The organism is Ferribacterium limneticum (assembly GCF_020510585.1).
Lineage (GTDB): Bacteria > Pseudomonadota > Gammaproteobacteria > Burkholderiales > Rhodocyclaceae > Azonexus.
This window is the reverse complement of sequence record NZ_CP075190.1, coordinates 3,503,120-3,527,011: the sequence shown is the minus strand read 5'-3', so window position 1 is coordinate 3,527,011 and position 23,892 is coordinate 3,503,120. Positions and strand designations below refer to the sequence as shown.

26 protein-coding genes are annotated in these 23,892 nt (G+C 61.0%); 21 read left to right on the top strand and 5 right to left on the bottom strand.

Annotated elements, in window-relative coordinates; genetic code table 11:
• Positions 1-2,628: a sensor domain-containing diguanylate cyclase gene (locus KI613_RS16830; protein ID WP_226401481.1), complete on the bottom strand. Its 2,628-nt coding sequence runs from the start codon at positions 2,626-2,628 to the stop codon at positions 1-3.
• A 130-nt stretch (positions 2,629-2,758) separates the two neighbouring features.
• Here KI613_RS16830 and hisB point away from each other — a divergent pair, with 130 nt between their 5' ends.
• From hisB to tatC, 10 genes are read left to right on the top strand one after another with little or no spacing between them, the layout of a single operon-like run.
• On the top strand, positions 2,759-3,346 hold the full coding sequence (gene hisB, locus KI613_RS16825) for an imidazoleglycerol-phosphate dehydratase HisB (protein ID WP_226401469.1): 588 nt from the start codon (positions 2,759-2,761) through the stop codon (positions 3,344-3,346).
• Between the two features lie 47 nt (positions 3,347-3,393).
• A complete protein-coding gene (hisH, locus tag KI613_RS16820; RefSeq protein WP_404827017.1) occupies positions 3,394-3,999 on the top strand; it encodes an imidazole glycerol phosphate synthase subunit HisH in 606 nt (201 codons plus the stop codon).
• A 35-nt stretch (positions 4,000-4,034) separates the two neighbouring features.
• On the top strand, positions 4,035-4,787 hold the full coding sequence (gene hisA, locus KI613_RS16815; RefSeq protein ID WP_226401464.1) for a 1-(5-phosphoribosyl)-5-[(5-phosphoribosylamino)methylideneamino]imidazole-4-carboxamide isomerase: 753 nt from the start codon (positions 4,035-4,037) through the stop codon (positions 4,785-4,787).
• Positions 4,787-5,545, top strand: coding sequence for an imidazole glycerol phosphate synthase subunit HisF (gene hisF / locus KI613_RS16810; protein ID WP_226401462.1), 759 nt, complete (start codon positions 4,787-4,789; stop codon positions 5,543-5,545). The genes hisA and hisF overlap by 1 nt, the downstream gene beginning before the upstream one ends.
• A gap of 56 nt (positions 5,546-5,601) precedes the next feature.
• Positions 5,602-5,940: a phosphoribosyl-AMP cyclohydrolase gene (hisI, locus tag KI613_RS16805; protein WP_404827015.1), complete on the top strand. Its 339-nt coding sequence runs from the start codon at positions 5,602-5,604 to the stop codon at positions 5,938-5,940.
• Positions 5,937-6,263 carry a phosphoribosyl-ATP diphosphatase gene (locus tag KI613_RS16800; RefSeq protein ID WP_226401459.1) on the top strand — a complete coding sequence of 109 codons (327 nt, stop codon included), beginning with the start codon at positions 5,937-5,939 and terminating at the stop codon, positions 6,261-6,263. Before hisI ends, KI613_RS16800 begins: the two co-directional genes overlap by 4 nt.
• Positions 6,260-6,610 carry a histidine triad nucleotide-binding protein gene (locus tag KI613_RS16795; RefSeq protein WP_226401458.1) on the top strand — a complete coding sequence of 117 codons (351 nt, stop codon included), beginning with the start codon at positions 6,260-6,262 and terminating at the stop codon, positions 6,608-6,610. Before KI613_RS16800 ends, KI613_RS16795 begins: the two co-directional genes overlap by 4 nt.
• Positions 6,611-6,620: 10 nt before the next feature.
• Positions 6,621-6,854 (top strand): Sec-independent protein translocase subunit TatA, encoded by a 234-nt coding sequence (gene tatA / locus KI613_RS16790; protein WP_226401454.1) that lies wholly within the window; start codon positions 6,621-6,623, stop codon positions 6,852-6,854.
• 46 nt (positions 6,855-6,900) lie between these two features.
• A complete protein-coding gene (gene tatB, locus KI613_RS16785; RefSeq protein ID WP_226401453.1) occupies positions 6,901-7,266 on the top strand; it encodes a Sec-independent protein translocase protein TatB in 366 nt (121 codons plus the stop codon).
• Positions 7,263-8,090, top strand: coding sequence for a twin-arginine translocase subunit TatC (tatC, locus tag KI613_RS16780; RefSeq protein WP_226401452.1), 828 nt, complete (start codon positions 7,263-7,265; stop codon positions 8,088-8,090). Before tatB ends, tatC begins: the two co-directional genes overlap by 4 nt.
• Here tatC and KI613_RS16775 read toward each other — a convergent pair whose 3' ends face one another.
• Positions 8,091-8,894 carry a class II glutamine amidotransferase gene (locus KI613_RS16775; RefSeq protein WP_226401451.1) on the bottom strand — a complete coding sequence of 268 codons (804 nt, stop codon included), beginning with the start codon at positions 8,892-8,894 and terminating at the stop codon, positions 8,091-8,093.
• Positions 8,895-8,897: 3 nt separating this feature from the next.
• The gene (locus KI613_RS16770; RefSeq protein WP_226401450.1) at positions 8,898-10,052 is read right to left on the bottom strand and encodes a Do family serine endopeptidase; all 1,155 of its coding nucleotides are present in this window, start codon (positions 10,050-10,052) and stop codon (positions 8,898-8,900) included.
• 12 nt (positions 10,053-10,064) lie between these two features.
• Here KI613_RS16770 and KI613_RS16765 point away from each other — a divergent pair, with 12 nt between their 5' ends.
• Positions 10,065-10,811, top strand: a complete 747-nt coding sequence (locus KI613_RS16765) for a Nif3-like dinuclear metal center hexameric protein (RefSeq protein WP_226401449.1) — start codon at positions 10,065-10,067, stop codon at positions 10,809-10,811.
• A 129-nt stretch (positions 10,812-10,940) separates the two neighbouring features.
• On the opposite strand, the gene KI613_RS16760 is transcribed toward KI613_RS16765, so the two are convergent.
• On the bottom strand, positions 10,941-11,981 hold the full coding sequence (locus KI613_RS16760; protein WP_226401442.1) for a type IV pilus assembly protein FimV: 1,041 nt from the start codon (positions 11,979-11,981) through the stop codon (positions 10,941-10,943).
• 114 nt (positions 11,982-12,095) lie between these two features.
• On the opposite strand from KI613_RS16760, the gene KI613_RS16755 reads away from it, so the two are divergent.
• Positions 12,096-12,797: a fumarylacetoacetate hydrolase family protein gene (locus tag KI613_RS16755; RefSeq protein ID WP_226401440.1), complete on the top strand. Its 702-nt coding sequence runs from the start codon at positions 12,096-12,098 to the stop codon at positions 12,795-12,797.
• 40 nt (positions 12,798-12,837) lie between these two features.
• Here the strand turns inward: KI613_RS16755 and paaK are convergent, their stop codons facing one another.
• Positions 12,838-14,133, bottom strand: a complete 1,296-nt coding sequence (paaK, locus tag KI613_RS16750) for a phenylacetate--CoA ligase PaaK (protein WP_226401438.1) — start codon at positions 14,131-14,133, stop codon at positions 12,838-12,840.
• 159 nt (positions 14,134-14,292) lie between these two features.
• Here paaK and KI613_RS16745 point away from each other — a divergent pair, with 159 nt between their 5' ends.
• From KI613_RS16745 to KI613_RS16705, 9 genes are all read left to right on the top strand, one after another.
• On the top strand, positions 14,293-15,633 hold the full coding sequence (locus KI613_RS16745) for an MATE family efflux transporter (protein WP_226401436.1): 1,341 nt from the start codon (positions 14,293-14,295) through the stop codon (positions 15,631-15,633).
• A 136-nt stretch (positions 15,634-15,769) separates the two neighbouring features.
• Positions 15,770-16,930 (top strand): ADP-forming succinate--CoA ligase subunit beta, encoded by a 1,161-nt coding sequence (gene sucC, locus KI613_RS16740; RefSeq protein WP_226401434.1) that lies wholly within the window; start codon positions 15,770-15,772, stop codon positions 16,928-16,930.
• Between the two features lie 11 nt (positions 16,931-16,941).
• Entirely contained in the window at positions 16,942-17,835 is an 894-nt protein-coding gene (gene sucD / locus KI613_RS16735) for a succinate--CoA ligase subunit alpha (protein ID WP_226401432.1), read from the top strand.
• A 63-nt stretch (positions 17,836-17,898) separates the two neighbouring features.
• Positions 17,899-18,600 (top strand): TerC family protein, encoded by a 702-nt coding sequence (locus tag KI613_RS16730; protein ID WP_226401430.1) that lies wholly within the window; start codon positions 17,899-17,901, stop codon positions 18,598-18,600.
• Between the two features lie 9 nt (positions 18,601-18,609).
• Complete coding sequence (locus KI613_RS16725; protein WP_226401428.1) at positions 18,610-19,566, top strand: ornithine cyclodeaminase family protein; 957 nt, start codon at positions 18,610-18,612, stop codon at positions 19,564-19,566.
• Between the two features lie 178 nt (positions 19,567-19,744).
• A complete protein-coding gene (locus tag KI613_RS16720) occupies positions 19,745-20,590 on the top strand; it encodes a Stp1/IreP family PP2C-type Ser/Thr phosphatase (RefSeq protein ID WP_226401426.1) in 846 nt (281 codons plus the stop codon).
• A gap of 15 nt (positions 20,591-20,605) precedes the next feature.
• Complete coding sequence (locus tag KI613_RS16715) at positions 20,606-21,310, top strand: FHA domain-containing protein (protein WP_226401425.1); 705 nt, start codon at positions 20,606-20,608, stop codon at positions 21,308-21,310.
• Positions 21,311-21,427: 117 nt separating this feature from the next.
• Entirely contained in the window at positions 21,428-22,195 is a 768-nt protein-coding gene (locus tag KI613_RS16710; RefSeq protein WP_226401423.1) for a 3',5'-cyclic-nucleotide phosphodiesterase, read from the top strand.
• 15 nt (positions 22,196-22,210) lie between these two features.
• Positions 22,211-23,797: an HD family phosphohydrolase gene (locus KI613_RS16705; RefSeq protein WP_226401422.1), complete on the top strand. Its 1,587-nt coding sequence runs from the start codon at positions 22,211-22,213 to the stop codon at positions 23,795-23,797.
• Positions 23,798-23,892 lie beyond the last annotated feature (95 nt).

Genomic DNA, 23,892 nt, shown 5'->3' with positions numbered 1-23,892 from the left:
TCAGGCGTGAGGGAGATCGGCGTCGATTCTAGCATGCTCACCCGCCGGGGCTGGCGGGCTGAACAGGCGGACAGTGCGGCGCCCTTCGGATTTGGCGCGGTACATGGCAGCATCGCCGTGTTCAAGCAGGATCTCGGCCGTCAGGCCATGGTCCGGGTACAGGGCAATGCCGATACAGGCCGCGATGTCCACGGTGGCCTGTTCCAGACGGAAGGGCTGGCACAGGCTGTCGAGTATCTTTTCGGCAATGCGCAGGGCGGCTTCGCGCTGGGTCAGCATCGGCAGCAGGACGAGGAATTCGTCGCCGCCAATGCGGGCGACGGTGTCTTCGTCGCGGATGCAATTGCCGATGCGCTTGGCCACCTGACGTAACAGTTCGTCGCCGGCCTGATGGCCGTAAGTGTCATTGACCGGTTTGAAACGGTCGAGGTCGATGTAGAGCAGACCGGCCAGTGCATTGCGCCGGCCGGCCTGGGCGATGGCCTGTTGCAAGCGGTCGTTGAGCAGCACGCGATTGGGCAGGTCGGTCAGTGCATCGTAGTTGGCCTGGTGCCAGACCTGGGCCTCCTGGCGTTTTTTCAGCGTGATGTCGGAAAACAGGGCGACATAGCGGCAAATCCTGCGGTCGACCTCGCGAATGACGGCAATCTTGAGCCAGGCCACATAGATCGAGCCGTCGCGCCGCCGGTTGGTGATCTCGCCTTCCCAGTGGTCCTTTTGCTCCAGGGTTTCGTACATCTCGCGGTAAAAGGACGAATCGTGGTGGCCGGAGGCGAGAAAGGTCGGATTGCGACCCAGCGTTTCGGCCTGCGGGTAGCCGGTAATGGTGAAGAAGGCCGGGTTGACGCTGACGATCCGGTTCTGGTCGTCGCAGACCATGATGCCTTCGGTGGTAGATTCGAAGACCGACTGGGCAATCTGGCGCGAGGCTTCCAGTTCGATCAGGCGGGAGACATCCACCGCAGCAATGACCTCGCCGCCCGGTTGGCCGTCCTTGTCTGCCGGCAACGGTCGGGCGCTGACCGATATCCAGCGTCGCGCTTTGCCGTCCCGTTCAATGGCATAGAGTTCGTTGCTGAACACGGGCTCGTGCCGGCTGGCTCGCAGGCTCGGGAAGTCTTCCGGGGATACCCGGCGGCCGTCGGCATGGAGCAGGGTATGCCGACGTTCCTTCAGTGTGTGTTCGTCCACGTCGAGCACGTTCAGGGCGGCCTCGTTCCACTGCGTGATCCGGCCATCGGCAGCGACGATCAGCACGCCGTCGGGGAGGGCGGCGAAGATGCTGCGCAGGCGGGCTTCGCTTTCCTCTAGCCGATGTTCCAGCTGCCGGCGCTGGGTCACGTCATGGACGATTGAGTAGAGCAACTGGCGTCCATCCAGTTCCACCGGCCCGGAATAGACCTCGACCTGGCGGATGTCGCCATTGGCCAGCCGGTGCGGAAAATTGAAGTATTGCCGCTGTTCGCTGGCGGCGAGCGCCATTTCGGCCTTGATTTCGTCGGGCTGGAGCTGGTTGATGTCGCCGATATGCAATTGGCAGAACTGCGCATGCGCATAGCCGTAGAAGCGGCAGGCGGCCGGGTTGGCATCGACAATCAGACCGGTGGCCGGGTCGATGACCAGTTTGATCGAGGTGTTCTTTTCGAACAGGGTGCGATAGAGGGCCGCGCTCTTCAGCGCTGCTGCCTGCTCCTTCTCCAGCAGGATGATGAGCAGGGCCAGGGTGCCGGCCAGAAGAAGGACAACGGCGGTACCCATCCCGTTGCGCAGCAGGGCGATGCTGGTTTCCTTCTCCAGCGCCGCCAGGAAGTCGGCTTCGGCAATGCCGGAGGTGACAACCAGTGGATAGTGAGCGACGCGTTGCCAGGCAAAGCTGCGTTGAACCGGTTCGTGAGTGGCGACCGACCGGAAGGTGCCAAAAGCCGGCGCGTTGTCGCCGAGGAAGGGCCGGTCGGTGCGCACGGTCTTGCCCATGTACTCGTCAAGTCTTGGCGTGCGGCTCAGGTAGGTGCCATCCCGGCGAAAAATGGCGATGGTGTCGTTGTCGCCCAGTTCGAAGCGGGCCAGCTGGCGAGCCAGGAAATTCGGTGAAATGGAGATGACGGCCACCCCCTTGAACATTCCCTTATCCTCGATGCGCCTGGTCAGCTGAATCGACCAGCTATTCGAACGCCGCCCGAAGACCGGGGTGCTGACGTAGAGCTGGTCACCGAAACCCGGTTCCTGATGAATCTTGAAGTGGTCGCGGTCGCCTAGGTAGACATTGCCCGGGTTGCCCAGGCTGGAATAGGCCAGCAGACCCTTTTCATCAATGATGCCGACCTGCAGGATCAGGCCGTCCGGCTGGTAGCGCATGGCGCGTTGTACCGCTTCGTTGTACTCGGAGCGGTGGGTAATGTAGTCGTGGCGCAGATCTTCGAGCGTCGCGTCCATGTTGCGGATCAGCGCCTCGGTCTGGCCAGCTCCGGCGACGGCCAGACGGGTCGCCGCCTGCATGGCCTGGGCCAGCGTCTTGTCGTGCAATTCGGCGGTTGATGAGAGGAGCTGCCACCAGTAGAGGCTGGTGCTGAGGGCGGTTGCGCTCAACAAGGCGATGGCAATGGTGGTGAATCGGCTTATCTTGGGCATACCCTGCTCTCCGAAAAGCCAGCATAGCACCAAAGTGATAGCTTGATTCCGCTTCAATGCCAAGGGTGGAACGTTCTGCGAGGCAGGTGCAGTGGTATCATCGCCCGGTCAAAACCACACCGTTCGCACCATGCGGCAAGCCGAAATTACTCGCAATACGCTGGAGACGCAGATCACCGTGCGTCTCAATCTCGATGGCACCGGTCAGGGCAAATTTGCCACCGGCGTGCCCTTTCTCGATCACATGCTCGACCAGATCGCCCGTCATGGCCTGATCGACCTCGACATCGAGGCCAAGGGCGACCTGCACATCGATGCGCACCACACTGTCGAAGACATTGGCATCACCTTCGGTCAGGCGCTGGCCAAGGCCTGGGGTGACAAGAAGGGCCTGACCCGTTACGGCCACAGCTACGTGCCGCTCGACGAGGCGCTGTCGCGGGTCGTCGTCGATCTCTCCGGTCGTCCGGGGCTGGAACTCAATGTCGAGTTCTCGCGCGCCGTCATCGGATCTTTCGATGTCGATCTGGTCAGCGAGTTCTTCCACGGCTTGGTCAACCACGCCGGCGTCACGCTGCACATCGACAACCTGCGTGGTCAGAATGCCCACCATCAGGCCGAGACCATCTTCAAGGCCTTCGGCCGCGCCCTGCGCATGGCGGTAACGCCCGATCCGCGCATGGCTGGTGCCATGCCGTCGACAAAGGGCTCGCTGTGAGCGCTGGCAGCAGGGGCAACGGCGCCATCGCCGTCATCGACTACGGCATGGGCAACCTGCGCTCGGTGTCGAAGGCGCTCGAGCACGTCTCCGGCGGCAAGACGGTCATCGTGACGGCCGATCCGGCTGTCGTTGCGTCGGCTGAACGCGTTGTCTTTCCCGGTCAGGGGGCCATGCCCGACTGCATGAACGAACTCGATGCGCGCGGCCTGCGCGCCGCGGTGCTGGCAGCGGCCAAGGACAAGCCTTTTCTCGGTATCTGTGTCGGTGAGCAGATGCTCTTCGAACACAGCGATGAAGGCGATGTCCCTGCGCTCGGCGTCTTTTCCGGCAACGTCAAACGTTTCCCGGATGCCAAGATGTATCTGCCGACCGGCGAGCGTCTGAAAGTCCCGCACATGGGCTGGAACGAGGTGCGCCAGAAACCACACGCGCTGTGGAATGGCATCGCCGACGGCTCGCGCTTTTATTTTGTGCACAGCTATTTTGTCGAACCGGCCGATTCGGCGCTGGTCACGGGGAGTTGCGAATATGGCGTCCCCTTTACCTGTGCGGTGGGGCGGGATAATATCTTCGCGGTTCAGTTCCACCCCGAGAAAAGTGCTCGTGACGGCCTGCAACTCCTGAAAAACTTCGTCGAGTGGCACCCCTGATTCGCATCTGTCGAATTTACTCATCCTAGATCCCCATGCTGATTATTCCTGCGATTGATCTCAAGGACGGCCAATGTGTCCGTCTCAAGCAGGGCCTGATGGAACAGGCCACTGTCTTTTCCGATAGCCCGGCCGAACAGGCGCGTCACTGGCTCGAGCAAGGCGCCCGTCGCCTGCATCTGGTTGACCTGAATGGTGCCTTTGCCGGCAAGCCGAAGAATGCGGCGGCGATCAAGGCCATCCTGGCCGAAGTCGGCGACGAGATTCCGGTCCAGCTCGGCGGTGGTATTCGCGATCTCGATACGATCGAAGCCTGCATTGATGGCGGTCTGTCCTACGTCATCATCGGCACAGCGGCCGTCAAGAATCCCGGCTTCCTGCATGACGCCTGCGTCGCCTTCCCCGGCCACATCATCGTCGGTCTCGATGCCAAGGACGGCAAGGTGGCGACCGATGGCTGGTCCAAGCTGACCGGCCACGATGTCGTCGATCTGGCCAAGAAATACGAAGATTATGGTGTCGAGTCGATCATCTACACCGACATCGGCCGCGACGGCATGCTCTCCGGCCTCAACATCGACGCCACTGTCCGTCTGGCCCAGGCGCTGACTATTCCGGTCATCGCCTCCGGCGGTCTGACCGGCTTTGACGACATTCGCGCCCTGTGCGCCGTCGAAGGCGAAGGCGTCGTCGGCACCATCGCCGGCCGTGCCGTTTACGATGGCTCGCTCGACTTCAAGGCGGCGCAGGAAATGGCCGACGATCTGATGGCAAAAGCCCGCGCCTGATGCTCGCCAAACGCATCATCCCTTGCCTTGACGTCACGGCTGGCCGCGTCGTCAAGGGCACCAATTTCGTCGGCCTGCGCGATGCCGGCGATCCGATTGAAATCGCCCGCCGCTACAACGAGCAGGGCGCCGACGAAGTCACGTTTCTTGATATCACGGCGTCCAGCGATCAGCGCGACATCATTCTGCACATCGTCGAAGCCTGCGCCGAACAGGTCTTTATTCCGCTGACCGTCGGTGGTGGCGTGCGCAAGGTCGAGGACGTGCGTCGTCTGCTCAACGCTGGTGCCGACAAGGTGTCGATGAACACGGCTGCGGTGCAGAACCCCGATCTGGTTTTCGACGCATCGAGCAAGGTTGGTTCGCAGTGCATTGTTGTCGCCATCGACGCCAAGCAGGTTGCGCCTGGCCAGTGGCACGTCTTTACGCATGGCGGCCGTAACGATACTGGTCTCGATACGATCGAGTGGGCCAAAAAAGTGGCGGCGCTGGGCGCTGGCGAAATCCTGCTGACCAGCATGGACCGCGACGGAACCAAGAACGGTTTCGACCTCGCGCTGACCCGCGCAGTCTCGGATGCAGTGAGTATTCCTGTTATCGCCTCGGGCGGTGTCGGCAATCTGCAGCATCTGGCCGACGGCGTCAGCGAAGGCCGCGCCGATGCCGTGCTCGCTGCCTCGATTTTTCATTTCGGCGAATACACCGTGCGCCAGGCCAAGGAATACATGGCGGCGCGCGGTATTGAAGTCCGCTTGTGAGCGATCTAGATAACTCCCTGAGCTGGCTCGAGGCGTTGAAGTGGGACGCCGACGGCATGATCCCGGCTATCGCCCAGGATGAAAACGGGCGCGTCGTGATGTTCGCTTACATGAACCGCGAGTCGTTGCAGGAAACGCTGCAGTGCGGCAACGCGGTATACTGGTCGCGCTCGAGAAAGCGTCTGTGGCGCAAGGGCGAGGAGTCGGGGCATTTCCAGAAAATCCGCTCCATTCGTACCGATTGCGACGGCGACGTCTTGCTGTTGAGCATTGAACAAGTGGGCGGGATTGCCTGTCATACTGGCCGCGAAAGCTGTTTTTTCAATGAATTGAACGGGGATCGCTGGGTTCCCGCTGATCCGGTTCTGAAAGACCCGAAGGAAATTTACAAATGAGCACCCATGACATGCTGCACCGTCTCTCCGAGACGCTTGCTTCCCGTCGGCACGCCGATCCGGAAAAGTCCTACACCGCCAAGCTCTTTTCGGAAGGTCCTGATTCAATTCTGAAAAAGATCGGCGAGGAAACTGCCGAGCTGATCATGGCCGCCAAGGATGGCAAGCGTCTGAACATCGTCTGGGAATCGACTGACCTCATTTATCACGTGCTCGTCCTGCTCGCCTTCTATGGCTTGAGCATCGAGGACGTTTCGCAGGAAATGCGCCGCCGCGAAGGCATTTCCGGTATCGACGAAAAGGCGGCACGGGGCAACAAGTGAGCGACTGCATTTTCTGCAAGATTGTCGACGGCAAGATTCCGGCGCAGAAGGTCTATGAAGACGAGGACATCCTCGCCTTCAACGATATCAGCCCGGCGCGTCCGGTCCATGTCCTGGTGATTCCGAAAAAACACATCACCTCACTGGCAACTACCACAGCCGAAGATGCGCCGGTGCTCGGCAAGATTTTGGCCAAAGCGAACGAAATTGCGGTAACTCAAGGTAGCCCGGATGGTTTCCGGGTGATCATCAACACAGGACGTGTGGGGCAGCAGGAAGTGCAGCACCTGCACGCGCATATCGTGGGCGGTCCGGAACCGGTCGGCCCCATGCTCAAACGCATCTAGGAGACAAATCATGGGCAGTTTTTCCATTTGGCACTGGCTGATCGTTCTGGTCATCGTCATGCTTATCTTCGGTACTAAGAAATTGCGTAACGTCGGGCAGGATCTGGGCGGCGCCGTCAAGGGGTTCAAGGACGGCATGAAGGACGCCACGGCGGGTGACAAGCCGGCCGACGCAGCGCAGCCGACCCAGCAGGTGGGCGGTCAGACCATCGACGTTGAAGTCAAGGAAAAGACCAAGTCCTGATCTTTCGGACGGGATTTTTCCCGTTCCTTGATACGACTTTCAAATCATGTTCGATATCGGCTTTTCCGAATTGATGGTGATCGGCATCGTGGCGCTGATCGTCATCGGCCCCGAGCGCCTGCCCAAGGTGGCGCGCACGCTCGGGCACCTGCTCGGCCGTGCGCAGCGCTATGTTAACGATGTGAAGTCGGACATCAGCCGCGAGGTTCAGCTCGATGAGCTGAGGAAACTGCAATCCCAGGTCTCCGATTCAGCTCGCGAACTGGAAAGCTCCGTGCGCAACGAATACGAAACGGCACGCAGCGCGATTGAGGCGCCGGCGCAGGAGGCTGCGGCCGAGTTGCAATCGACGGCTGCCTCGCTGACCGAAACCCTGCCGGTCGCTGAAACCATTGGCAAGCCGGCGGCATGAGCGAACCCCAGGAAGACTCCTTCATCTCCCATCTGGTTGAGTTGCGCGATCGTTTGATGCGCAGCCTGATCGCCATTGCGGTCGTACTCGGTGTCCTGTGCATCTATCCGGGGCCTGGTGAAATCTACGACATCCTCGCCGCGCCGCTGACCCGCGCCTTGCCGGAAGGCACCAAGATGGTCGCCATCGGCGTCATCACGCCGTTCATGGTGCCGCTCAAGGTGACGGCCATGGTCGCCTTCGTGCTGGCCTTGCCGTTCATTCTTTACCAGGTCTGGTCCTTTATCGCCCCCGGACTTTATGCCCACGAAAAGCGCCTGGGCATTCCGCTGATCATTTCGAGTTCCTTCCTGTTCCTGTCCGGTATGGCTTTCTGCTACTTCTTCGTGTTCGGGCAGGTGTTCAGTTTCATTTCCAGCTTCGCGCCGAAAAGCATTACGCCAGCACCAGACATCGAGGCCTACCTGTCCTTCGTGATGACCATGTTCCTGGCTTTTGGTCTGGCTTTCGAGGTGCCGGTGGCGCTTGTCATGCTGGTCAAGCTCAATGTCGTGACGGTTGAAAAGCTTAAGGAGTGGCGTTCTTACTTCATCGTCGGCGCCTTCGTGGTGGCCGCCGTGGTGACGCCGCCTGATGTCGTATCCCAGTTGGCCCTGGCCATTCCGATGTGCCTGCTGTACGAGCTGGGCATCCTGGCCTCGCGGCTGGTGTCGCGCCCGGCGCCGGTCGAGGAGAATGTTACGGTCAACCCGGAAAACGCGGCAAAAATGGAATCCGAAATGGACAAGGCGGAAGACGAGTTCCGCAACTTGTCCAAGGACTGATCAGGCCTTCTTCACCGGCCCCGGTCGTGTCGGCAAGGTCTTGACTGGCGCACCTTCCTCGAACCACCACAGCGTTCCCGGCGGCATGTCGGTCCACGCTTCGTTGTCGGTCAGCGGCAATGTCGCGATGACTGCCACCCGATCATTTGGCGACGTGACATCGCTGAAATCGACCGTGATGTCCTGGTCCTTGAGGTGGGCCTGGGCGAACGGCGCCTTGCGCACGATGTGGCTGAGCTTGGTCGAAGCATGGGCGAACAGGCAGTCGCCGTTCGAGAGCAGGAAGTTGAACTCGCCATGTTGCGCAATTTCCAGCGTCAGCGCATGAACGGCGTCGAACAGCGCACTGCGCTCCGGCACATGGTTTCCAAAGCGCCGGCGTAACTCCTGCAGCAGCCAGCAGAAGGCACGTTCACTGTCGGTCAGGCCGACCGGAACGAAGCTGCCATCGAGTTGCGGCATGAAATCGAAGAGATTGCCGTTGTGGGCGAAAATCCAGTAGCGGCCCCACAGTTCGCGCATGAAGGGATGGGTGTTTTCCAGCCCGACGGCACCCTGCGTTGCCTTGCGAATGTGGGCGATGACGTTCTTCGAGCGAATCGGATAGCGGCGGACCAGTTCGGCTACCGGCGAGGTGCTCGAGGGCTGCGGGTCGAGGAAGCGCCGGGTGCCTTTGCCTTCAAAAAAGGCGATGCCCCAGCCGTCCGAATGGACATCGGTGGCGCCGCCCCGGGCCTGGAATCCGCTGAATGAAAAGCAGATGTCGGTCGGCACGTTGCAGTTCATGCCGAGCAGCTGGCACATGGTTTACTCTTTTTCGGCGCGCATGGCCGGGCGTTTGCCGATCTTCACCTGGACTTCAACGATGGTCTTGTCGCGGCGCAGGCGGAAAGCCGAGCGGTCGTCCGGCGTCAGTGCGGCAATAAGATCGAGCATGACCTGCGGGTCCTTGACGGCCTTGCCGCCAACCGAGAGCAGGACATCGCCCGGACGGATGCCGGCCGTGTCGGCCGGGCTGCCGCGCACGACGCCGGCGATCAGGGCGCCTTCGTTGTCCGGCAGGCCAAAGGATTCGGCCAGTTCGGGCGTGATTTCCTGGGCTTCGACGCCGATCCAGCCGCGCGTCACGGCGCCGGTGCGGATGATCTGCTCCATGATGCTGCGGGCGCTGGATACCGGGATGGCGAAGCCGATGCCGAGCGAGCCGCCGGTACGCGAGTAAATGGCGGAATTGATGCCGACCAGGTTGCCGTTGACGTCAATCAGCGCGCCGCCGGAGTTGCCGGGATTGATCGCGGCGTCGGTCTGGATGAAGTTCTCGAAGGTGTTGATGCCGAGATGTGAGCGGCCGAGGGCCGAAACGATGCCCATGGTCACCGTCTGACCGACGCCGAAGGGATTGCCGATGGCGAGCACGACGTCGCCGACGCGCAGGTTGTCGAGCTGGCCGAAGGTGATGGCCGGCAACTTGTCGGCCTTGATCTGCAGGATGGCGAGGTCGGATTCCGGGTCGCTGCCGACGATCTTGGCCTTGTAGGTCTTGCTGTCGTTGAGCGAAACCTGGATGTCGTCGGCTCCGTCGATGACGTGGTAATTGGTCAGGATGTAGCCGTTCGGGCTGACGATGACGCCGGAGCCGAGGCCGGAGTTGCGCTGCGGCTGGCCTTCCGGGCGCTCGCCGAAAAAGTGGCGGAAAATCGGGTCGTCGAACAGTGGGTGGCGTTGCTGCTTGATTTCCTGCGTAGTGTAGATGTGCACAACCGAAGGCAGCGCGGCGCGGGCGGCGTCGCGATACGAGCCGGTCGGCGCGACTTTGTCGTCGTCACTGCCGGACGGCGCTTCCTGCACGGCAAGGACCGCCTGCCGTTGCGGCAGCCACTCCGGTTTCAGCGTGGTGACGACGAACAGAATGGCCAGCGCAACGGTGACCGTTTGTGCAAAAATCAGCCACAACCTCTGCATGGAATTGTCTCGATGAAGCGTGAAGAATTGTTGACTTATCTGGACGGGCTGTTGATGCCCGGAAAGTTCCGGGATTATTGCCCAAACGGCCTGCAAGTGGAAGGCAGTTCGGAGATCACCCGCATCGTGGCCGGCGTCACGGCCAGTCAGGCGCTGCTCGATGCCGCCGTCGCCCGTCAGGCCGATGCCATCGTGGTGCACCACGGCTATTTCTGGAAAGGCGAGGATGGTCGCGTCACCGGCATCCGCCGCAAGCGGCTGGCGACGCTGCTGGCCAACGATATCAACCTGCTGGCCTACCACCTGCCGCTCGATGCGCACCCGGAGCTCGGCAACAACGCCCAGTTGGCGAGCCGGCTCGGCTGGATCGCTGATGGCCGTTTCGGCGAGCAGGATATTGCCTGGCTGGGAAGGCTGGCCGAGCCATGTGACCTAGCGGCACTGGTGGCGAAAGTGGCGGCTGTTCTCGGGCGGCAACCGCTGGTCATCGGTGACGGCACGCGGCCGATTCGGCGGATTGCCTGGTGCTCAGGTGGGGCGCAAGACTATTTCGAGCAGGCTATCGCGCTCGGCGTCGATGCCTTCATGTCCGGTGAAATCTCCGAACAGACCGTGCACCTGGCCCGTGAGAGCGGGGTTGCCTATCTGGCGGCCGGGCATCATGCCACCGAGCGCTACGGGGTGCAGGCGCTGGCCGGGCATCTGGCGCAGCAGTTTGGTATCAGCTGCGAATTCGTTGATGTGGATAACCCGGTCTAGGCGGTTCCGGGTTTTGCGAAAGTGGCAAAACCCGATTTCAAATTTGGCCAAAAATTCCGGTTGACCGTGGCAATCATGAGCGGCGAGGTGGTTTGAGAAGGAGATGCCTTCTTGCCCGGGTTTATCCGGTTAAACCGTTGCCGGACGGCGGGGTTTGGCGATGCGCGGCGGCGAGGCAGCGAAGCTGTGTAATTTGTCGTGCCGGCGGCTAACCAGATGGGCGACGCCGGCTGAAACGCTGCCGCCGAGCAGGAGGCCGAACAGCAGTTCGAGCCAATCATCGTAGTTGGACTTGGCGCGGGCCGGGGCTTGCGGCGTGGCGGCTTGGACACTGGGCAGGATGCCCGGTGTTGCCTGTTGCGCCTGCATGTCCTGCAGTTTTTCCCGTACCGCTCGGGATTCGGCACCCAGGGTCACGGCCGTGCTCAGCTTGTCGACTTCCTGGTTGAGCAGATGCAGCGTCGTTTCCATCTTGAGCAGGCGCTCGTCGAGTTCGTTGACCGGGACAAGCGGGTCGCCGGCGCCGGGCGGCGGCAGGTCGTCGAGCGCCGCACCGAGGATAATCCTGTCCTTGCCGCTGGCAATTCCAGCCAGCGTTTCGCGTGGTAGCGGCTTCTTTGGCTTGGTCGCTGCGTTTGGCGCGGTGCGAGGCGGGCGGGGTTTGGCTGCCGGCTGCGGGGGTGCATCGCTGTCGGCCGCCCAGCGTTCGCTGAAACGTTCTGCCGGGGCGCGACTACGCGGCATTTCGCGCGGGGCCGGGCTGGCCACTGTCAGTGGCGGCTCGATGTCGTTGGCGGTGCTCAATGGCGGTGCTGGCAACAGCACGTATTCGCGTTGCAGATCCATGCCGCACCCGGCGCGCAGGCTGATGACGACGACCGGTTCGTCGATAGCCTTGCTGCCGGTGAGGATCAGGCGGTAATCCGGGCCGATCCGAACCAGTCGCGTCCGGGCGGCGGTGATGACCGGAAAGTCGGCGCCGGGAACGGGGCCGAGAGAGAAACAGGCCGCATTGAGGGATTCTCCGCCGGAGATGACCGGGATGTCGGCGCGCAGGGCCTCGCCGATGCGCGAATGGAGGGTGATTTCGCCGAGTCCGACGGCGCTGGCCGAGCCTGAGAATATCGCCGCACTTAGCAGTCCGTGGCGCAGCAGTCGTAAAACGATCATCCGGTGTTCTATGCCAATCGATTTTCTGGTGCTAAAACTTTAACACCGGGCTGGCTGGGCAAGGGTGAAATGTTGCACACTGCCAGTCCTGACTATCGATTACGGAGCAGTCCCATGAGCCTTGTCTTTCCTCCGCATCCAGTCGCTACCTTGCCGGTTGTCGGGAGCGGGCAGCGCTTTCCGGTCCGCCGGATATTTTGTGTCGGCCGCAACTATGCCGACCACGCCCGCGAGATGGGCGCGCTCGATCAGGCCGAGGGGCGTGAGCCGCCGTTTTTCTTCACCAAGCCGGGCGATGCCGTAGTCGGCGGCGAGGGCGAAATCAGCGTGGCCTATCCGCCGCAGACGAACAACCTGCATCACGAGGTCGAAATGGTTGTTGCCCTGGGGGCCGGCGGCGCCAATGTGACGGTCGACGCGGCAATTGGCCTGATTTTCGGCTACGCCGTCGGCCTCGACCTGACGCGTCGCGATATGCAGGCGAAAGCCAAGGAAAAGAGCCATCCCTGGGACATGAGCAAAGGTTTCGACCAGTCGGCCGTGGCCGGGGCGATCCGCCCGGTGGCGCTGTGCGGTCACCCGGCGGCCGGCCGCATCTGGCTGACGGTGAACGGTCAGCCTCGGCAGGATGGCGACCTGTCGGCCATGATGTGGAAGGTGGCGGAGATTGTCGCCAACCTGTCGACGCTGGTTCGCCTCGAAGCCGGTGACCTGATCTACACCGGCACGCCGGCCGGGGTTGGGCCGATTGTTCGAGGGGATGTGCTGGACGGGGGCGTGGACGGCGTTGGAACGCTGCGCGCCCGCATTGTTTAAGGCGTGAAACCCCGCGCTTGCGGGGTTTCAGTTGCCTGCCCTACTTCGGCCGCTTGTCGATGACCCGGCGGGCCTTGCCGATCGAACGCTCGACGCCGCCTTCTTCGACGATGTCGATCTTGGCCGAAATGCCGATGTAGGACTTGATGTGGTGCTGCAGGTCGTGCGCCACGAATTCCTTCTCGGCGCCGCTGGCAAACTGGAACTCGCGCTTCAGTTCGACATTGACCTTCATTGTGTCGAGATGGCCATCGCGGCTGACTTCGATGACGTAATGCGGCGACAGCTTGGGCTGCTTGAGGATCAGTTCCTCGATTTGCGAAGGGAAGACATTGACGCCGCGGATGATCAGCATGTCGTCCGAGCGGCCGGTGATCTTGCCGATGCGGCGCATGCTGCGCGAGGTCGGTGCCAGCAGGCGGGTCAGGTCGCGTGTGCGGTAGCGGATGACCGGCATTGCTTCCTTGGTCAGCGAGGTGAACACCAGTTCGCCCTGGCTGCCTTCGGGCAGCACTTCGCCGGTCACCGGGTCGATGATTTCCGGATAGAAATGGTCTTCCCAGATGACCGGGCCGTCCTTGCTTTCGGCGCATTCGTTGGCGACGCCCGGGCCGATGACTTCGGACAGGCCGTAGATGTCGATGGCGTCAATGGCGAAGGCCTTTTCGATCTCGCCGCGCATGGCATCGGTCCATGGCTCGGCGCCGTGGATGCCGATGCGCAGGTTGGTGCTGCGCGGGTCGATGCCCTGGCGACGGAATTCGTCGGCGATGTTGAGCATGTAGGAGGGCGTGACCATGATGATGTTCGGCTTGAAGTCGCAGATCAGCTGGACCTGTTTTTCGGTCTGCCCGCCGGACATCGGGATCACCGTGCAGCCGAGCTTCTCGGCGCCGTAATGGGCGCCCAGGCCGCCGGTAAACAGGCCGTAGCCGTAGGCGACATGGACGATATCGCCGGGCCGGCCGCCCGAAGCGTAGATTGAGCGGGCGATCAGGTCGGCCCAGGTGCCGATGTCCTTCAGGGTGTAGCCGACGACGGTCGGCTTGCCGGTCGTGCCGCTCGAGGCGTGAATCCGCGCCACTTTTTCCCGTGGCACGGCGAACATGTTGTACGGGTAGTTGTCGCGCAGATCCTGCTTGGTGGTGAACGGAAACTTGCTGAGATCAGCCAGCGATTTGAGGTCATCAGGATGGACGCCGGCGGCGTCGAACTTGGCTTTGTAATACGGCACGTTGTGGTAAACGTGGTTCAGCGTCCACTTCAGGCGCTCCGTTTGCAGGGCGACGATTTCGTCGCGGCTGGCGTTTTCTATGGCGTGCAGGCCCAGGCTCATTGTTCTCTCCCTCTGGAACCGTAAATTCTGAAGTGGCAGCCGGGGTGGGCGGTTGAGGCAGATCAACTGCGCCTGATTTTAATTTTTGCCCTTTTTTCGGGTTGACCATGGGAACGGGCGAGCGGGCCGGCTGGCCGCCTTATGCGACAATCCGGCCCCATGTTTCGCGCCGCCGCGCGTGGCCTGATTGCCCACGCCCTCCCCATTCTGATCGCCCAGTTGTCCTCCATCGGCATGATGGTGGTCGACACTGCCGTGCTCGGCCATGTCAGCTCGCTCGATCTGGCCGCCGTGGCAATTGGCGGCGGCATCCACGTTTCGGTCGTCTTCGCGCTGGTCGGCATTCTGCAAGCGGTGTCGCCGGTCGTCGCCCACCTGCATGGCGCCGGGCGCGATGACGAGGTGGCTGGTGTTCTCCAGCAGGGTTTCTGGCTTGCCATATTGCTCGCCGTGCCGGGCATCCTGTTCCTGACCCATCCCGGCGCCGTGCTCGGCATGGCGGACATGGATGCGGCAGTCGAAGCCAAGGTCCGCCAATATCTCGCCCTGCTCGCCTGGAGCCTGCCGGCGGCACTGTTCTACCGGACGTTCTGGGCTTTCTGCAATGCGCTGGGCAAGCCGCGCGTGCTGATGGGCATCGGGTTGTTCAGCTTGGCGCTGCATGCGCTGCTGGCTTGGGGTTTTGCCCTGCAGGGCTGGCTCGGTGAACCGCTCGGCGTCGCCGGCTGTGCGCTATCCAATATTCTGATCGGCTGGCTGGCCTGCATCAGCGGCGCCGCCTATCTGGCTTTCGGGCCGCTCGGCCGACGTTATCGGCCATTTTCCGACTGGCAGTTGCCGAACTGGACCGCCTGGCGCGAACTGCTGCGCATTGGGGTGCCGATGGGTTTGTCCAATCTGGTCGAAATCACCTCGTTCACGCTGATCGCGCTGTTCGTCGCCTCGCTCGGGGCGACGGTGGTGGCTGGCCATCGCATCGTCGCCAACCTGTCGGCGCTGATCTACATGATGCCGCTGTCGCTTGGCATCGCCACCATGGCCGCCGTTGGTCAGGCGGTCGGCGCCCACGATGGGGCGCGGGCGAGGGTGACGATCCGCGCCGGGCTGATCCTGGCCGGCGCCTCGTCGACCGCCGTCGGTCTCCTGCTCTGGCTCAGCGCCGAACCGCTGGTCGCCGCTTATACCGACGACCCGGCCTTGCGCACCGTGGCCCTTAGCCTGATCATCTATGTTGCCATCTATCAGTTTTTCGATGCGCTGCAGACCATTGCCGGCCACGCCTTGCGGGCCTATCGGGTGACTTTCGTGCCGATGCTGGTGCAGATTTTCTGCTTCTGGGGTATCGGTCTGCTCGGCGGCGCCTGGCTCTGTTATCGCTGGCCAACGCCACTTGGCGTTGCCGGCTTCTGGCTGGCCGCCGCACTCAGTCTGCTGCTCGCCGCGGCGATGTTGCTGCCCTTGTTGCGCAAGGTGATGCTGGCCACGGAATCAACGCCATAATTATGAATTTCGGGCTGCCGCGATTGTTTGCGTCTGTGGTAAGATTTTGAGTTCAAGCCGGTATAACCGAGTGGGGTCGGGGGAAGTTTCGGCCACTGCTCATTGCTCGCAACTCAACTAAACGCAAGGAAAGCGCATGAAAATTCACGAATATCAGGGCAAACAACTCCTGAAAAAATTCGGCGTTACGGTTCCGCGCGGGATTCACTGCACGACCGTCGATGACGCAGTCAAGGCAGCTGAAACCCTGGGCGGCAAGGTCTGGGTCGTCAAAGCCCAGATTCACGCTGGTGGCCGTGGCAAAGGCGGTGGTGTCAAGGTCGCAACTTCGCTGGAAAAAGTGCGCGAGTACGCCAACCAGATCCTCGGCATGCAGCTGATCACGCATCAAACCGGTCCGGAAGGCCAGAAGGTTCGTCACCTGTTGATCGAAGAAGGTGCCGACATCCAGCACGAGTACTACGTTGCAGCGCTGACTGATCGCGCCACGCAGTCCGTCGCCATCATGGCCTCCTACGAAGGCGGCATGGACATCGAAGAAGTCGCCCACAAGACTCCGGAAAAGATCGTCAAGGTTTTCGTCAATCCGCTGGTCGGCCTGACCGACGAGCAGGGCATGACCCTGGCCAAGGGCATGGGCATGAACGAAGCCTCGATTCCGCAGTGCATCGACACGCTCAAGAAGCTCTACACCTGCTACATGGAAACGGATGCTTCGCTGGCCGAAATCAATCCGCTGATCCACGAAGCCGACGGTACCGTCAAGGCCATCGACGCCAAGTTCAACTTCGACTCGAACGCCCTCTACCGTCAGGAAGAGATCGTCGCCATGCGCGACCTCGACGAAGAAGATGCTGACGAAATCGAAGCTTCCAAGTTCGATCTGGCCTACATCTCCCTCGATGGCAACATCGGTTGTCTGGTGAACGGTGCCGGTCTGGCCATGGCCACCATGGACACCATCAAGCTGTTCGGCGCCGAACCGGCCAACTTCCTCGACGTCGGCGGTGGCGCCACGACCGAGAAGGTGACCGAAGCGTTCAAGATCATGCTCAAGAACCCCAAGGTCAAGGGCATCCTGGTCAACATCTTCGGCGGCATCATGAAGTGCGACACTATCGCTACCGGCGTCGTTGCTGCCGCTCGCGAAACCCACCTCAGCGTGCCGTTGGTCGTGCGCATGAAGGGTACCAATGAAGATTTGGGCAAGAAGATCCTGAAGGATTCCGGTCTGCCGATCATCTCTGCCGATTCCATGGCCGAAGCCGCCACCAAGATCGTTGCTGCGGTCAAGTAAGGAGCTATTGAATGTCCATTTTCATCAATAAAAATACCCGCATCATCACCCAGGGCATCACCGGCAAGACCGGCCAGTTCCATACGGAAAAGTGCCAGGAATACGCCAACGGCAAAGAGTGCTTCGTTGCCGGCGTGAACCCGAAGAAGGCCGGCGAGTCGATCTTCAACATTCCCATCTACGCCTCCGTCAAGGAAGCCGCAGCCGAAACCGGTGCCACCGTTTCCGTCATCTACGTGCCGCCCCCGGGTGCAGCCGCTGCGATCTGGGAAGCCGTTGAGGCCGACCTCGATCTGGCCATCTGTATCACCGAAGGCATCCCTGTCCGCGACATGCTCATCCTGCGCAACAAGATGAAGGCCAAGGAAGCTGCCGGCGGCAAGAAGACCCTGCTGCTCGGCCCGAACTGCCCCGGCCTGATCACCCCGGACGAAGTGAAGATCGGCATCATGCCGGGTCACATCCACCGCAAGGGTCGCATCGGCGTCGTTTCGCGTTCCGGCACCCTGACCTACGAAGCCGTTGGCCAGCTGACCGAAATCGGTCTCGGCCAGTCGTCTGCCGTCGGTATCGGTGGTGACCCGATCAACGGTCTGAAGCACATCGACGTCATGAAGGCTTTCAACGACGATCCGGATACCGACGCCGTCATCATGATCGGTGAAATCGGCGGTCCTGACGAAGCCGAAGCCGCCCAGTGGTGCAAGGCCAACATGAAGAAGCCGATCGTCGGCTTCATCGCTGGTGTTACCGCCCCGGCTGGCAAGCGCATGGGTCATGCCGGTGCGTTGATCTCCGGCGGTGCCGACACCGCTGATGCTAAGCTTGCCATCATGGAAGAGTGTGGTTTCACCGTGACGCGCAACCCGTCCGAAATGGCCAAGCTGCTCAAGGCCTTGCTGTAAAATTCGAGCCTAGCTCAACCAAAAAGGCGGGCCGCGTGTCCGCCTTTTTTTCGTCTGGTTTTTATGGAACTTGATTTAACTTCTGCCGTTTTCTGGGTCGCTGTCGGCCAGATCATCCTGATCGACATCGTGCTCTCCGGCGACAACGCCGTGGTCATCGCGCTGGCCTGCCGCAATCTTTCCCCCGAACAGCGCCGTGCCGGGATTTTCTGGGGCGTGGCTGGCGCCGTCACCCTGCGCGTTGTGCTCACGGTGTTTGCCGCGCTGGTCATGAACCTGCCGTGGCTCAAGCTCGTTGGTGGTGTTTTGCTGGTCTGGATCGCCGTCAAGCTCATGCTGCCCGAGGACGAGGAGGGACATGACATCGAGTCTTCGGCGAATCTTTGGGGTGCGGTGAAAACCATCGTCGTGGCCGATTTCGTGATGAGCCTGGACAACGTGATTGCTGTTGCCGGGGCCGCCCATGGCAGTCTGGCGCTGCTACTTTTTGGGCTGGCCGTCAGTATTCCGCTGATTGTCTGGTCGAGCCAGCTGATCCTGCACTGGATGGAGCGTTTCCCATCCATCGTTCTGTTGGGCGCTGCGCTACTCGGCTACGTTGCCGGACAAATGATTTTTTCCGATCCAGGCGTCACTGCCATCCTGCCGCAGTTGCCGGATTGGTCGGCCAAGGTGGCCGGAATTGTCGGTGCGCTACTGGTTGTTATCGTCGGTCGCTGGCTGGAAAAACGGATTCTCGCCCGCCAGGACGTCACTATCGTATAGGGGAAAATCGTGGCCTTGTTTCTTTCGGAAAATGACGTAAAAAACCTGTTGACCGTGGAAATGGCGCTCGAGGGTGTCGAGTCGGCGCATCGCGACCTAGCCAACGGTCTGGCCATTGATACGCCGCGGGCGCGCAGTCGTCTGCCGCAGACGGTGCTGCATATCCTGCAGGGTGCCCTCCCGGGGCAAGGCGTGATCGGCTACAAGGCTTATACCAGCAACAAGAGCGGCAACCGTTTTCTGGTCCATTTGTTCGACGCTGCGACGGGGCGTCTCAAGGCCGTTATCGAGGCCGACTATCTGGGCATGATTCGAACTGGCGCGGCGAGCGGCCTTGCGGCTCGCTGGCTGGCGCGGCCTGACGCGAGCGTGGCTGGCGTGTTTGGATCAGGCTGGCAGGCCGAAGGCCATGTCCGGGCAATCTGCGCCGCCCTGCCGCTGGAGCGCGTCAAGGTGTTCAGCCGCAAGGCCGACAAGCTGCAGGATTTCTGCCGGCGCCTGAGCGAAGCGACCGGTGTCGCTATCGAGCCGGCCGAAAGCGCCGAAGAAACCGTGCGCGGCAGTGATGTCATCGGGACGGTGACGACGGCGGCGCAGCCTTTGTTCGACGCCACATGGCTGGAGCCCGGGGTCCATATTAATGCTGCCGGTTCCAATTCGCTGATTCGTCAGGAATTGTCCGAGGTGGCAGTCAGGCGCTGTGATCTGATTACTGTCGATGCTGTTCCGACGGCGCAGGCCGAGGCAGGCGATCTGTTGCCTTTGCTGGAGAAAGGCCGTATCCACGCCCGACAGTTGGTGGAACTGGGCGAGGTGATTGTCGGGCGCCATGCCGGACGGACATCGGTAGAGCAGATCACGCTGTTTGAGTCGCAGGGGATGGCCATTCAGGACCTCGCCGTGGCGCTGCGGGTATTGGCCGCAGCCGAAGCAAAAGGCTTGGGCCAGACTATCCACATGGAATGAGGTTTGACCGAAACCTTGCGACAGGTAAGAATGTCACGGTTTTGTGTCCACAAAACGATTGGGGGACGGCCATCGACGGAGGAAGAATGATCGGGGCAGCGCGTGGAAGGGGAGCTCAATGTCGCGGGATGCGAGTTGTTCCGCTGGCGCCGTACGTCGAACAGTTGGCCCTGAGCACATGTTCTTCGACCCGGTTTGCCCAATGAGGCTGGCCGATGCCCTGGAAATGGTGATGCGCACCGATCCGGGCATGATCCGTTCGCATAACGAAGATGCCATCTATGCCGATGCCGGTCTTGGCGTGGCTATTCTGGCCGATGGCATGGGAGGCTATAACGCCGGCGAGGTGGCTAGCGGCCTGGCAACGACCCGTCTGGCCGAGGATATCGCCGGCGTCATCAATTCCCCTGCTGTCCTGAGACGGGGGTTAAGCGATGCGTCCATTGTCGAAGCGCATATCGTCAATGAAGTGAAGGCGGCCAATCTGGCCATCTTCAATGCGGCCCAGAGCTGCTCCCAGTACACCGGCATGGGTACGACGCTTGTTCTGGCGTGGTTTTACGAAAATCGGATGAGTGTTGCGCATGTCGGCGATTCGCGCCTGTACCGCTTGCGCGGCGAATGCTTCGAGCAGCTGACGCGCGATCATTCCCTCTTACAGGAACAGCTTGATAATGGCATCATCACAGCCGAACAGGCGCGCTATGCGGAAAACCGTAATCTGGTGACGAGAGCGCTCGGGGTTGATCCCGAGGTTGAGGTCGAAGTCCATGATTACGACGTTCGTCCAGGGGATATTGTGTTGCTGTGTTCCGATGGTCTGAACGACATGATCGAGGATCACGAGATTGCCGTGACCCTGATGACTCTGAGCAGTAACCTGGCGTTGGCGGCGGATCATCTGGTGCATATGACCAATGCCAATGGCGGGCGGGACAACGTGTCGGTTATTCTGATCAAGGTGGTGGGCGATTTCGCTTCGCCCAGAGGTTGGTGGCAGCGGCTACTGGCCCGTTTGCAGTGATACGAGGAAGGCAAGATGGCAAAACTGATCCTCTCTATGGATGGTCTGGTGCTCAAGGAAATTCAGCTCAACCAGGAGCGTTTGACCATTGGTCGCAAGCCGCAGAACGACATCCAGATCGATAATCTGGCGATCTCCGGCGAGCATGCCGTGGTCGTCACCATTCTTGCCGACTCCTTCCTTGAGGACCTGAACAGCACCAATGGCACGCTGGTCAATGGTCAGCCGATCAAGAAGCACTTCCTGCGCAACAACGACATCATCGAACTGGGCAAATACAAGCTGAAATACATGGCCGATCTGCAGGCCGGTGCTGCGGCCAGCGATTTTGAAAAGAATGCGGCGATCCGTTCGGGCTCGCTGAAGCTGCCCTCCGAACTGCAACTGGCGCCGACGGAAAATATGTCCCGATCCAGTATCGGCATGGCTTCCCAGCCCAAGGCGCCAGTACCCGGCATGGCGGCCGCCATACAACTCCTCAACGGCCCGAATGCCGGCAAGGAGTTGGATCTGACTAAGACGCTGACGACCCTGGGCAAGCCTGGCTTGCAAGTGGCGGTGATTGCCAAGCGGCCGCATGGCTATTTCATTACGCATGTCGAAGGACGCCAGTTCCCCATCGTCAATGGCAAGGCGCTCGATGCCCAGGCTGTGCCGCTGGGTGACCATGATGTCATCGAGATCGCCGGCATCAAGATGGAGTTTTTCCTGAAGGGCTGAAAACGCAGTTTTTTGGCCTCTGACTGGGCCGGGCGGGGATCGCAGGGTTACAATCCGAGTCGGCCAGCACCCGGGCGACCCGAGGGGCGGCCCAACTTATCGGCAGGCCCAACAAGCATGAAGCTCCGCGTACTCGGCTGCAGTGGTGGCATCGGTGGCAGACACCAGAGAACCACGTCGTTTCTCGTTGACCACGACATTCTGATCGACGCCGGTACTGGCGTCGGCGAATTATCGATAGCGGAACTGGCGGCCATTGACCACGTATTCCTGACCCATGCCCACCTTGATCACATTGCCGCATTGCCGATGATGATCGATACCGTAGCTGATCGCCGCGACAAGCCGCTGACGGTCTACGGCACGGAGGCGGTGCTCGACAGCCTGCGCAAGCATATTTTCAACTGGGCGATCTGGCCTGATTTTTCGGAGGTCCCCTCTGCCGAGCAGCCCTTCATGCGCTATCGCAGCATTGAACTGGCGGAGACGATTTCTCTGGCCGGGCGTAACGTTTCGGCGCTGCCCGCCAGTCACACCGTGCCGGCTGTTGGCTATTGCCTCGATTCTGGTACCGCCAGTGTGGCGTTTTCTGGCGATACCGGGCCAAGCGACGCGTTCTGGCTGGCCGTCAACGCCATTCCCAACCTGCGTCACCTGATCATCGAATGCGCCTTTCCCAACCACGAGGCACGTTTGGCTGAGTTGTCGAAGCACTATTGGCCGGATGTCCTGGCGGCAGAATTGAAGAAATTGACGCACCCCTGCGCTATCCATATTTCGCACCTGAAACCCGGGCAGGTCGAGGTCACCATGGAAGAAATCAACCGCTGTCTTCAGGCGTTCTCGCCCGGCATGCTGCAAAACAACCAGATTTTTGAGTTCTGACTGGAACTCCCTTTCATGGAAACTTCGGACGACCTGTTTCGCCGCCTGGAGCAGCTCAACGATATCGGCGCCTCGCTGTCCAGCGAGCACAACATCAAGCTGTTGCTCGAAAAGATAGTCCTCGCTGCCAAGCAGATCACCCAGGCCGATGGCGGCACGCTCTATCTGCTCTCGGACGACCGGCGCCACCTGCATTTCGAAATTGTCCGCACCGATTCCCTGCATCTGGCCTTCGGCGGCTCCAGCGATCAGCCGACCTCGGGCAAGTTCCCGGATCTGCCGCTTTACCGCAACGATGGCGCACCCAACGACAGCATGGTCGCCGCCTATGCCGCCATAACCGGCAAGACCGTCAATATTGCCGACGCCTATCGGGCTGATGGCTTCGATTTTTCGGGGACCCGGCAGTTCGACGCGCGCACCGGCTATCGCTCGCAATCCTTCCTGACGGTGCCGATGAAGGATCATGACGGCGAGATCATTGGTGTGCTGCAACTGATCAATGCGCTCAGCCCGACCGACGGTGTGGTCAGCGAATTCTCCCAAGCCGATCAGCGCCTCGCCGAATCGCTCGCCTCGCAGGCCGCCATTGCGCTGAGCAACCGGCAACTCGTCCAGCAACTCGAAGCGCTCTTCGAATCCTTCGTCAAGCTCATCAACCTGGCCATCGACGAAAAATCACCCTACACCGGTGGCCACTGCCAGCGCGTGCCGGAACTGACCATGATGCTCGCCGAGGCGGCCGACGCCACCACCACGGGCCCGCTCGCCGATTTCAAACTGACCGACAAGGACCGCTACGAACTGCGCATCGCCGCGCTGCTCCACGATTGCGGCAAGGTTACGACGCCCGTGCACATCGTGGACAAGGCGACCAAACTGCAAACCATTTACGACCGCATCCATCTCATCGACACGCGTTTTGAAGTCGTCAAGCGCGATGCCGAAATTCGCAAATGGAAAAGCATCGCCGAAGGCATGGCGCCGGCTGAGGCCGAGCAAATCTGTTTTGATTTTTGCCAAAAAATTCCGGTTGACCGTGGGATTCTGCATCGGGCCAATATCGGCTGCGAAAAAATGTCCGACGAGGACATCGAACAGGTCCGGCGAATCGCCGCGGAGTATCGCTGGCGCAACGCAGACGGCGAGGATCTCCCGTTCCTGAGCGACGACGAACTCGAAAACCTGACCATCCGTTCCGGCACCCTGACCCGCGCCGAGCGCGACATCATCAACTACCACATCGTCGCCACCATCAAGATGCTCGAACAGCTACCGTGGCCGCGACACCTGAAAAATGTCCCCGAATACGCCGGCGGCCACCACGAACGGATGGACGGCAAAGGCTACCCGAAAGGCCTCAAGCGCGAAAACATGAGCTGGCAGGCCAGAATCATGGGTATCGCTGACATCTTCGAGGCGCTCACTGCCAAGGATCGGCCCTACAAGGAAGGTAAGTTGCTATCCGATGCCTTGGCCATTCTCTCCAGGTTTAGTAGCAACGGCCATATCGACCCGGCCTTGCATGAGGTATTCGTGCAGACCGAGGTTTTTCGGCGTTATGCCGAGCAGTTTCTGGAAATACGGCAGATCGACTGCTGACTGGATGCCTGGCGCCACTCGAGGGCGCGAGAATGGAGATGGGCTACCGAGCGCAGTGGGATTTCGAGATGTTGCATAATTTTAACGGGTGGGCA

Coding starts and splice junctions, on each gene's coding strand:
- KI613_RS16830 (WP_226401481.1), bottom strand. CDS start 2,628: ATGCCCAAGATAAGCCGATTCACCACCATTGCCATCGCCTTGTTGAGC.
- hisB (WP_226401469.1), top strand. CDS start 2,759: ATGCGGCAAGCCGAAATTACTCGCAATACGCTGGAGACGCAGATCACC.
- hisH (WP_404827017.1), top strand. CDS start 3,394: ATGGGCAACCTGCGCTCGGTGTCGAAGGCGCTCGAGCACGTCTCCGGC.
- hisA (WP_226401464.1), top strand. CDS start 4,035: ATGCTGATTATTCCTGCGATTGATCTCAAGGACGGCCAATGTGTCCGT.
- hisF (WP_226401462.1), top strand. CDS start 4,787: ATGCTCGCCAAACGCATCATCCCTTGCCTTGACGTCACGGCTGGCCGC.
- hisI (WP_404827015.1), top strand. CDS start 5,602: ATGATCCCGGCTATCGCCCAGGATGAAAACGGGCGCGTCGTGATGTTC.
- KI613_RS16800 (WP_226401459.1), top strand. CDS start 5,937: ATGAGCACCCATGACATGCTGCACCGTCTCTCCGAGACGCTTGCTTCC.
- tatA (WP_226401454.1), top strand. CDS start 6,621: ATGGGCAGTTTTTCCATTTGGCACTGGCTGATCGTTCTGGTCATCGTC.
- tatB (WP_226401453.1), top strand. CDS start 6,901: ATGTTCGATATCGGCTTTTCCGAATTGATGGTGATCGGCATCGTGGCG.
- tatC (WP_226401452.1), top strand. CDS start 7,263: ATGAGCGAACCCCAGGAAGACTCCTTCATCTCCCATCTGGTTGAGTTG.
- KI613_RS16775 (WP_226401451.1), bottom strand. CDS start 8,894: ATGTGCCAGCTGCTCGGCATGAACTGCAACGTGCCGACCGACATCTGC.
- KI613_RS16770 (WP_226401450.1), bottom strand. CDS start 10,052: ATGCAGAGGTTGTGGCTGATTTTTGCACAAACGGTCACCGTTGCGCTG.
- KI613_RS16765 (WP_226401449.1), top strand. CDS start 10,065: ATGAAGCGTGAAGAATTGTTGACTTATCTGGACGGGCTGTTGATGCCC.
- KI613_RS16760 (WP_226401442.1), bottom strand. CDS start 11,981: ATGATCGTTTTACGACTGCTGCGCCACGGACTGCTAAGTGCGGCGATA.
- KI613_RS16755 (WP_226401440.1), top strand. CDS start 12,096: ATGAGCCTTGTCTTTCCTCCGCATCCAGTCGCTACCTTGCCGGTTGTC.
- paaK (WP_226401438.1), bottom strand. CDS start 14,133: ATGAGCCTGGGCCTGCACGCCATAGAAAACGCCAGCCGCGACGAAATC.
- KI613_RS16745 (WP_226401436.1), top strand. CDS start 14,293: ATGTTTCGCGCCGCCGCGCGTGGCCTGATTGCCCACGCCCTCCCCATT.
- sucC (WP_226401434.1), top strand. CDS start 15,770: ATGAAAATTCACGAATATCAGGGCAAACAACTCCTGAAAAAATTCGGC.
- sucD (WP_226401432.1), top strand. CDS start 16,942: ATGTCCATTTTCATCAATAAAAATACCCGCATCATCACCCAGGGCATC.
- KI613_RS16730 (WP_226401430.1), top strand. CDS start 17,899: ATGGAACTTGATTTAACTTCTGCCGTTTTCTGGGTCGCTGTCGGCCAG.
- KI613_RS16720 (WP_226401426.1), top strand. CDS start 19,745: ATGTTCTTCGACCCGGTTTGCCCAATGAGGCTGGCCGATGCCCTGGAA.
- KI613_RS16715 (WP_226401425.1), top strand. CDS start 20,606: ATGGCAAAACTGATCCTCTCTATGGATGGTCTGGTGCTCAAGGAAATT.
- KI613_RS16710 (WP_226401423.1), top strand. CDS start 21,428: ATGAAGCTCCGCGTACTCGGCTGCAGTGGTGGCATCGGTGGCAGACAC.
- KI613_RS16705 (WP_226401422.1), top strand. CDS start 22,211: ATGGAAACTTCGGACGACCTGTTTCGCCGCCTGGAGCAGCTCAACGAT.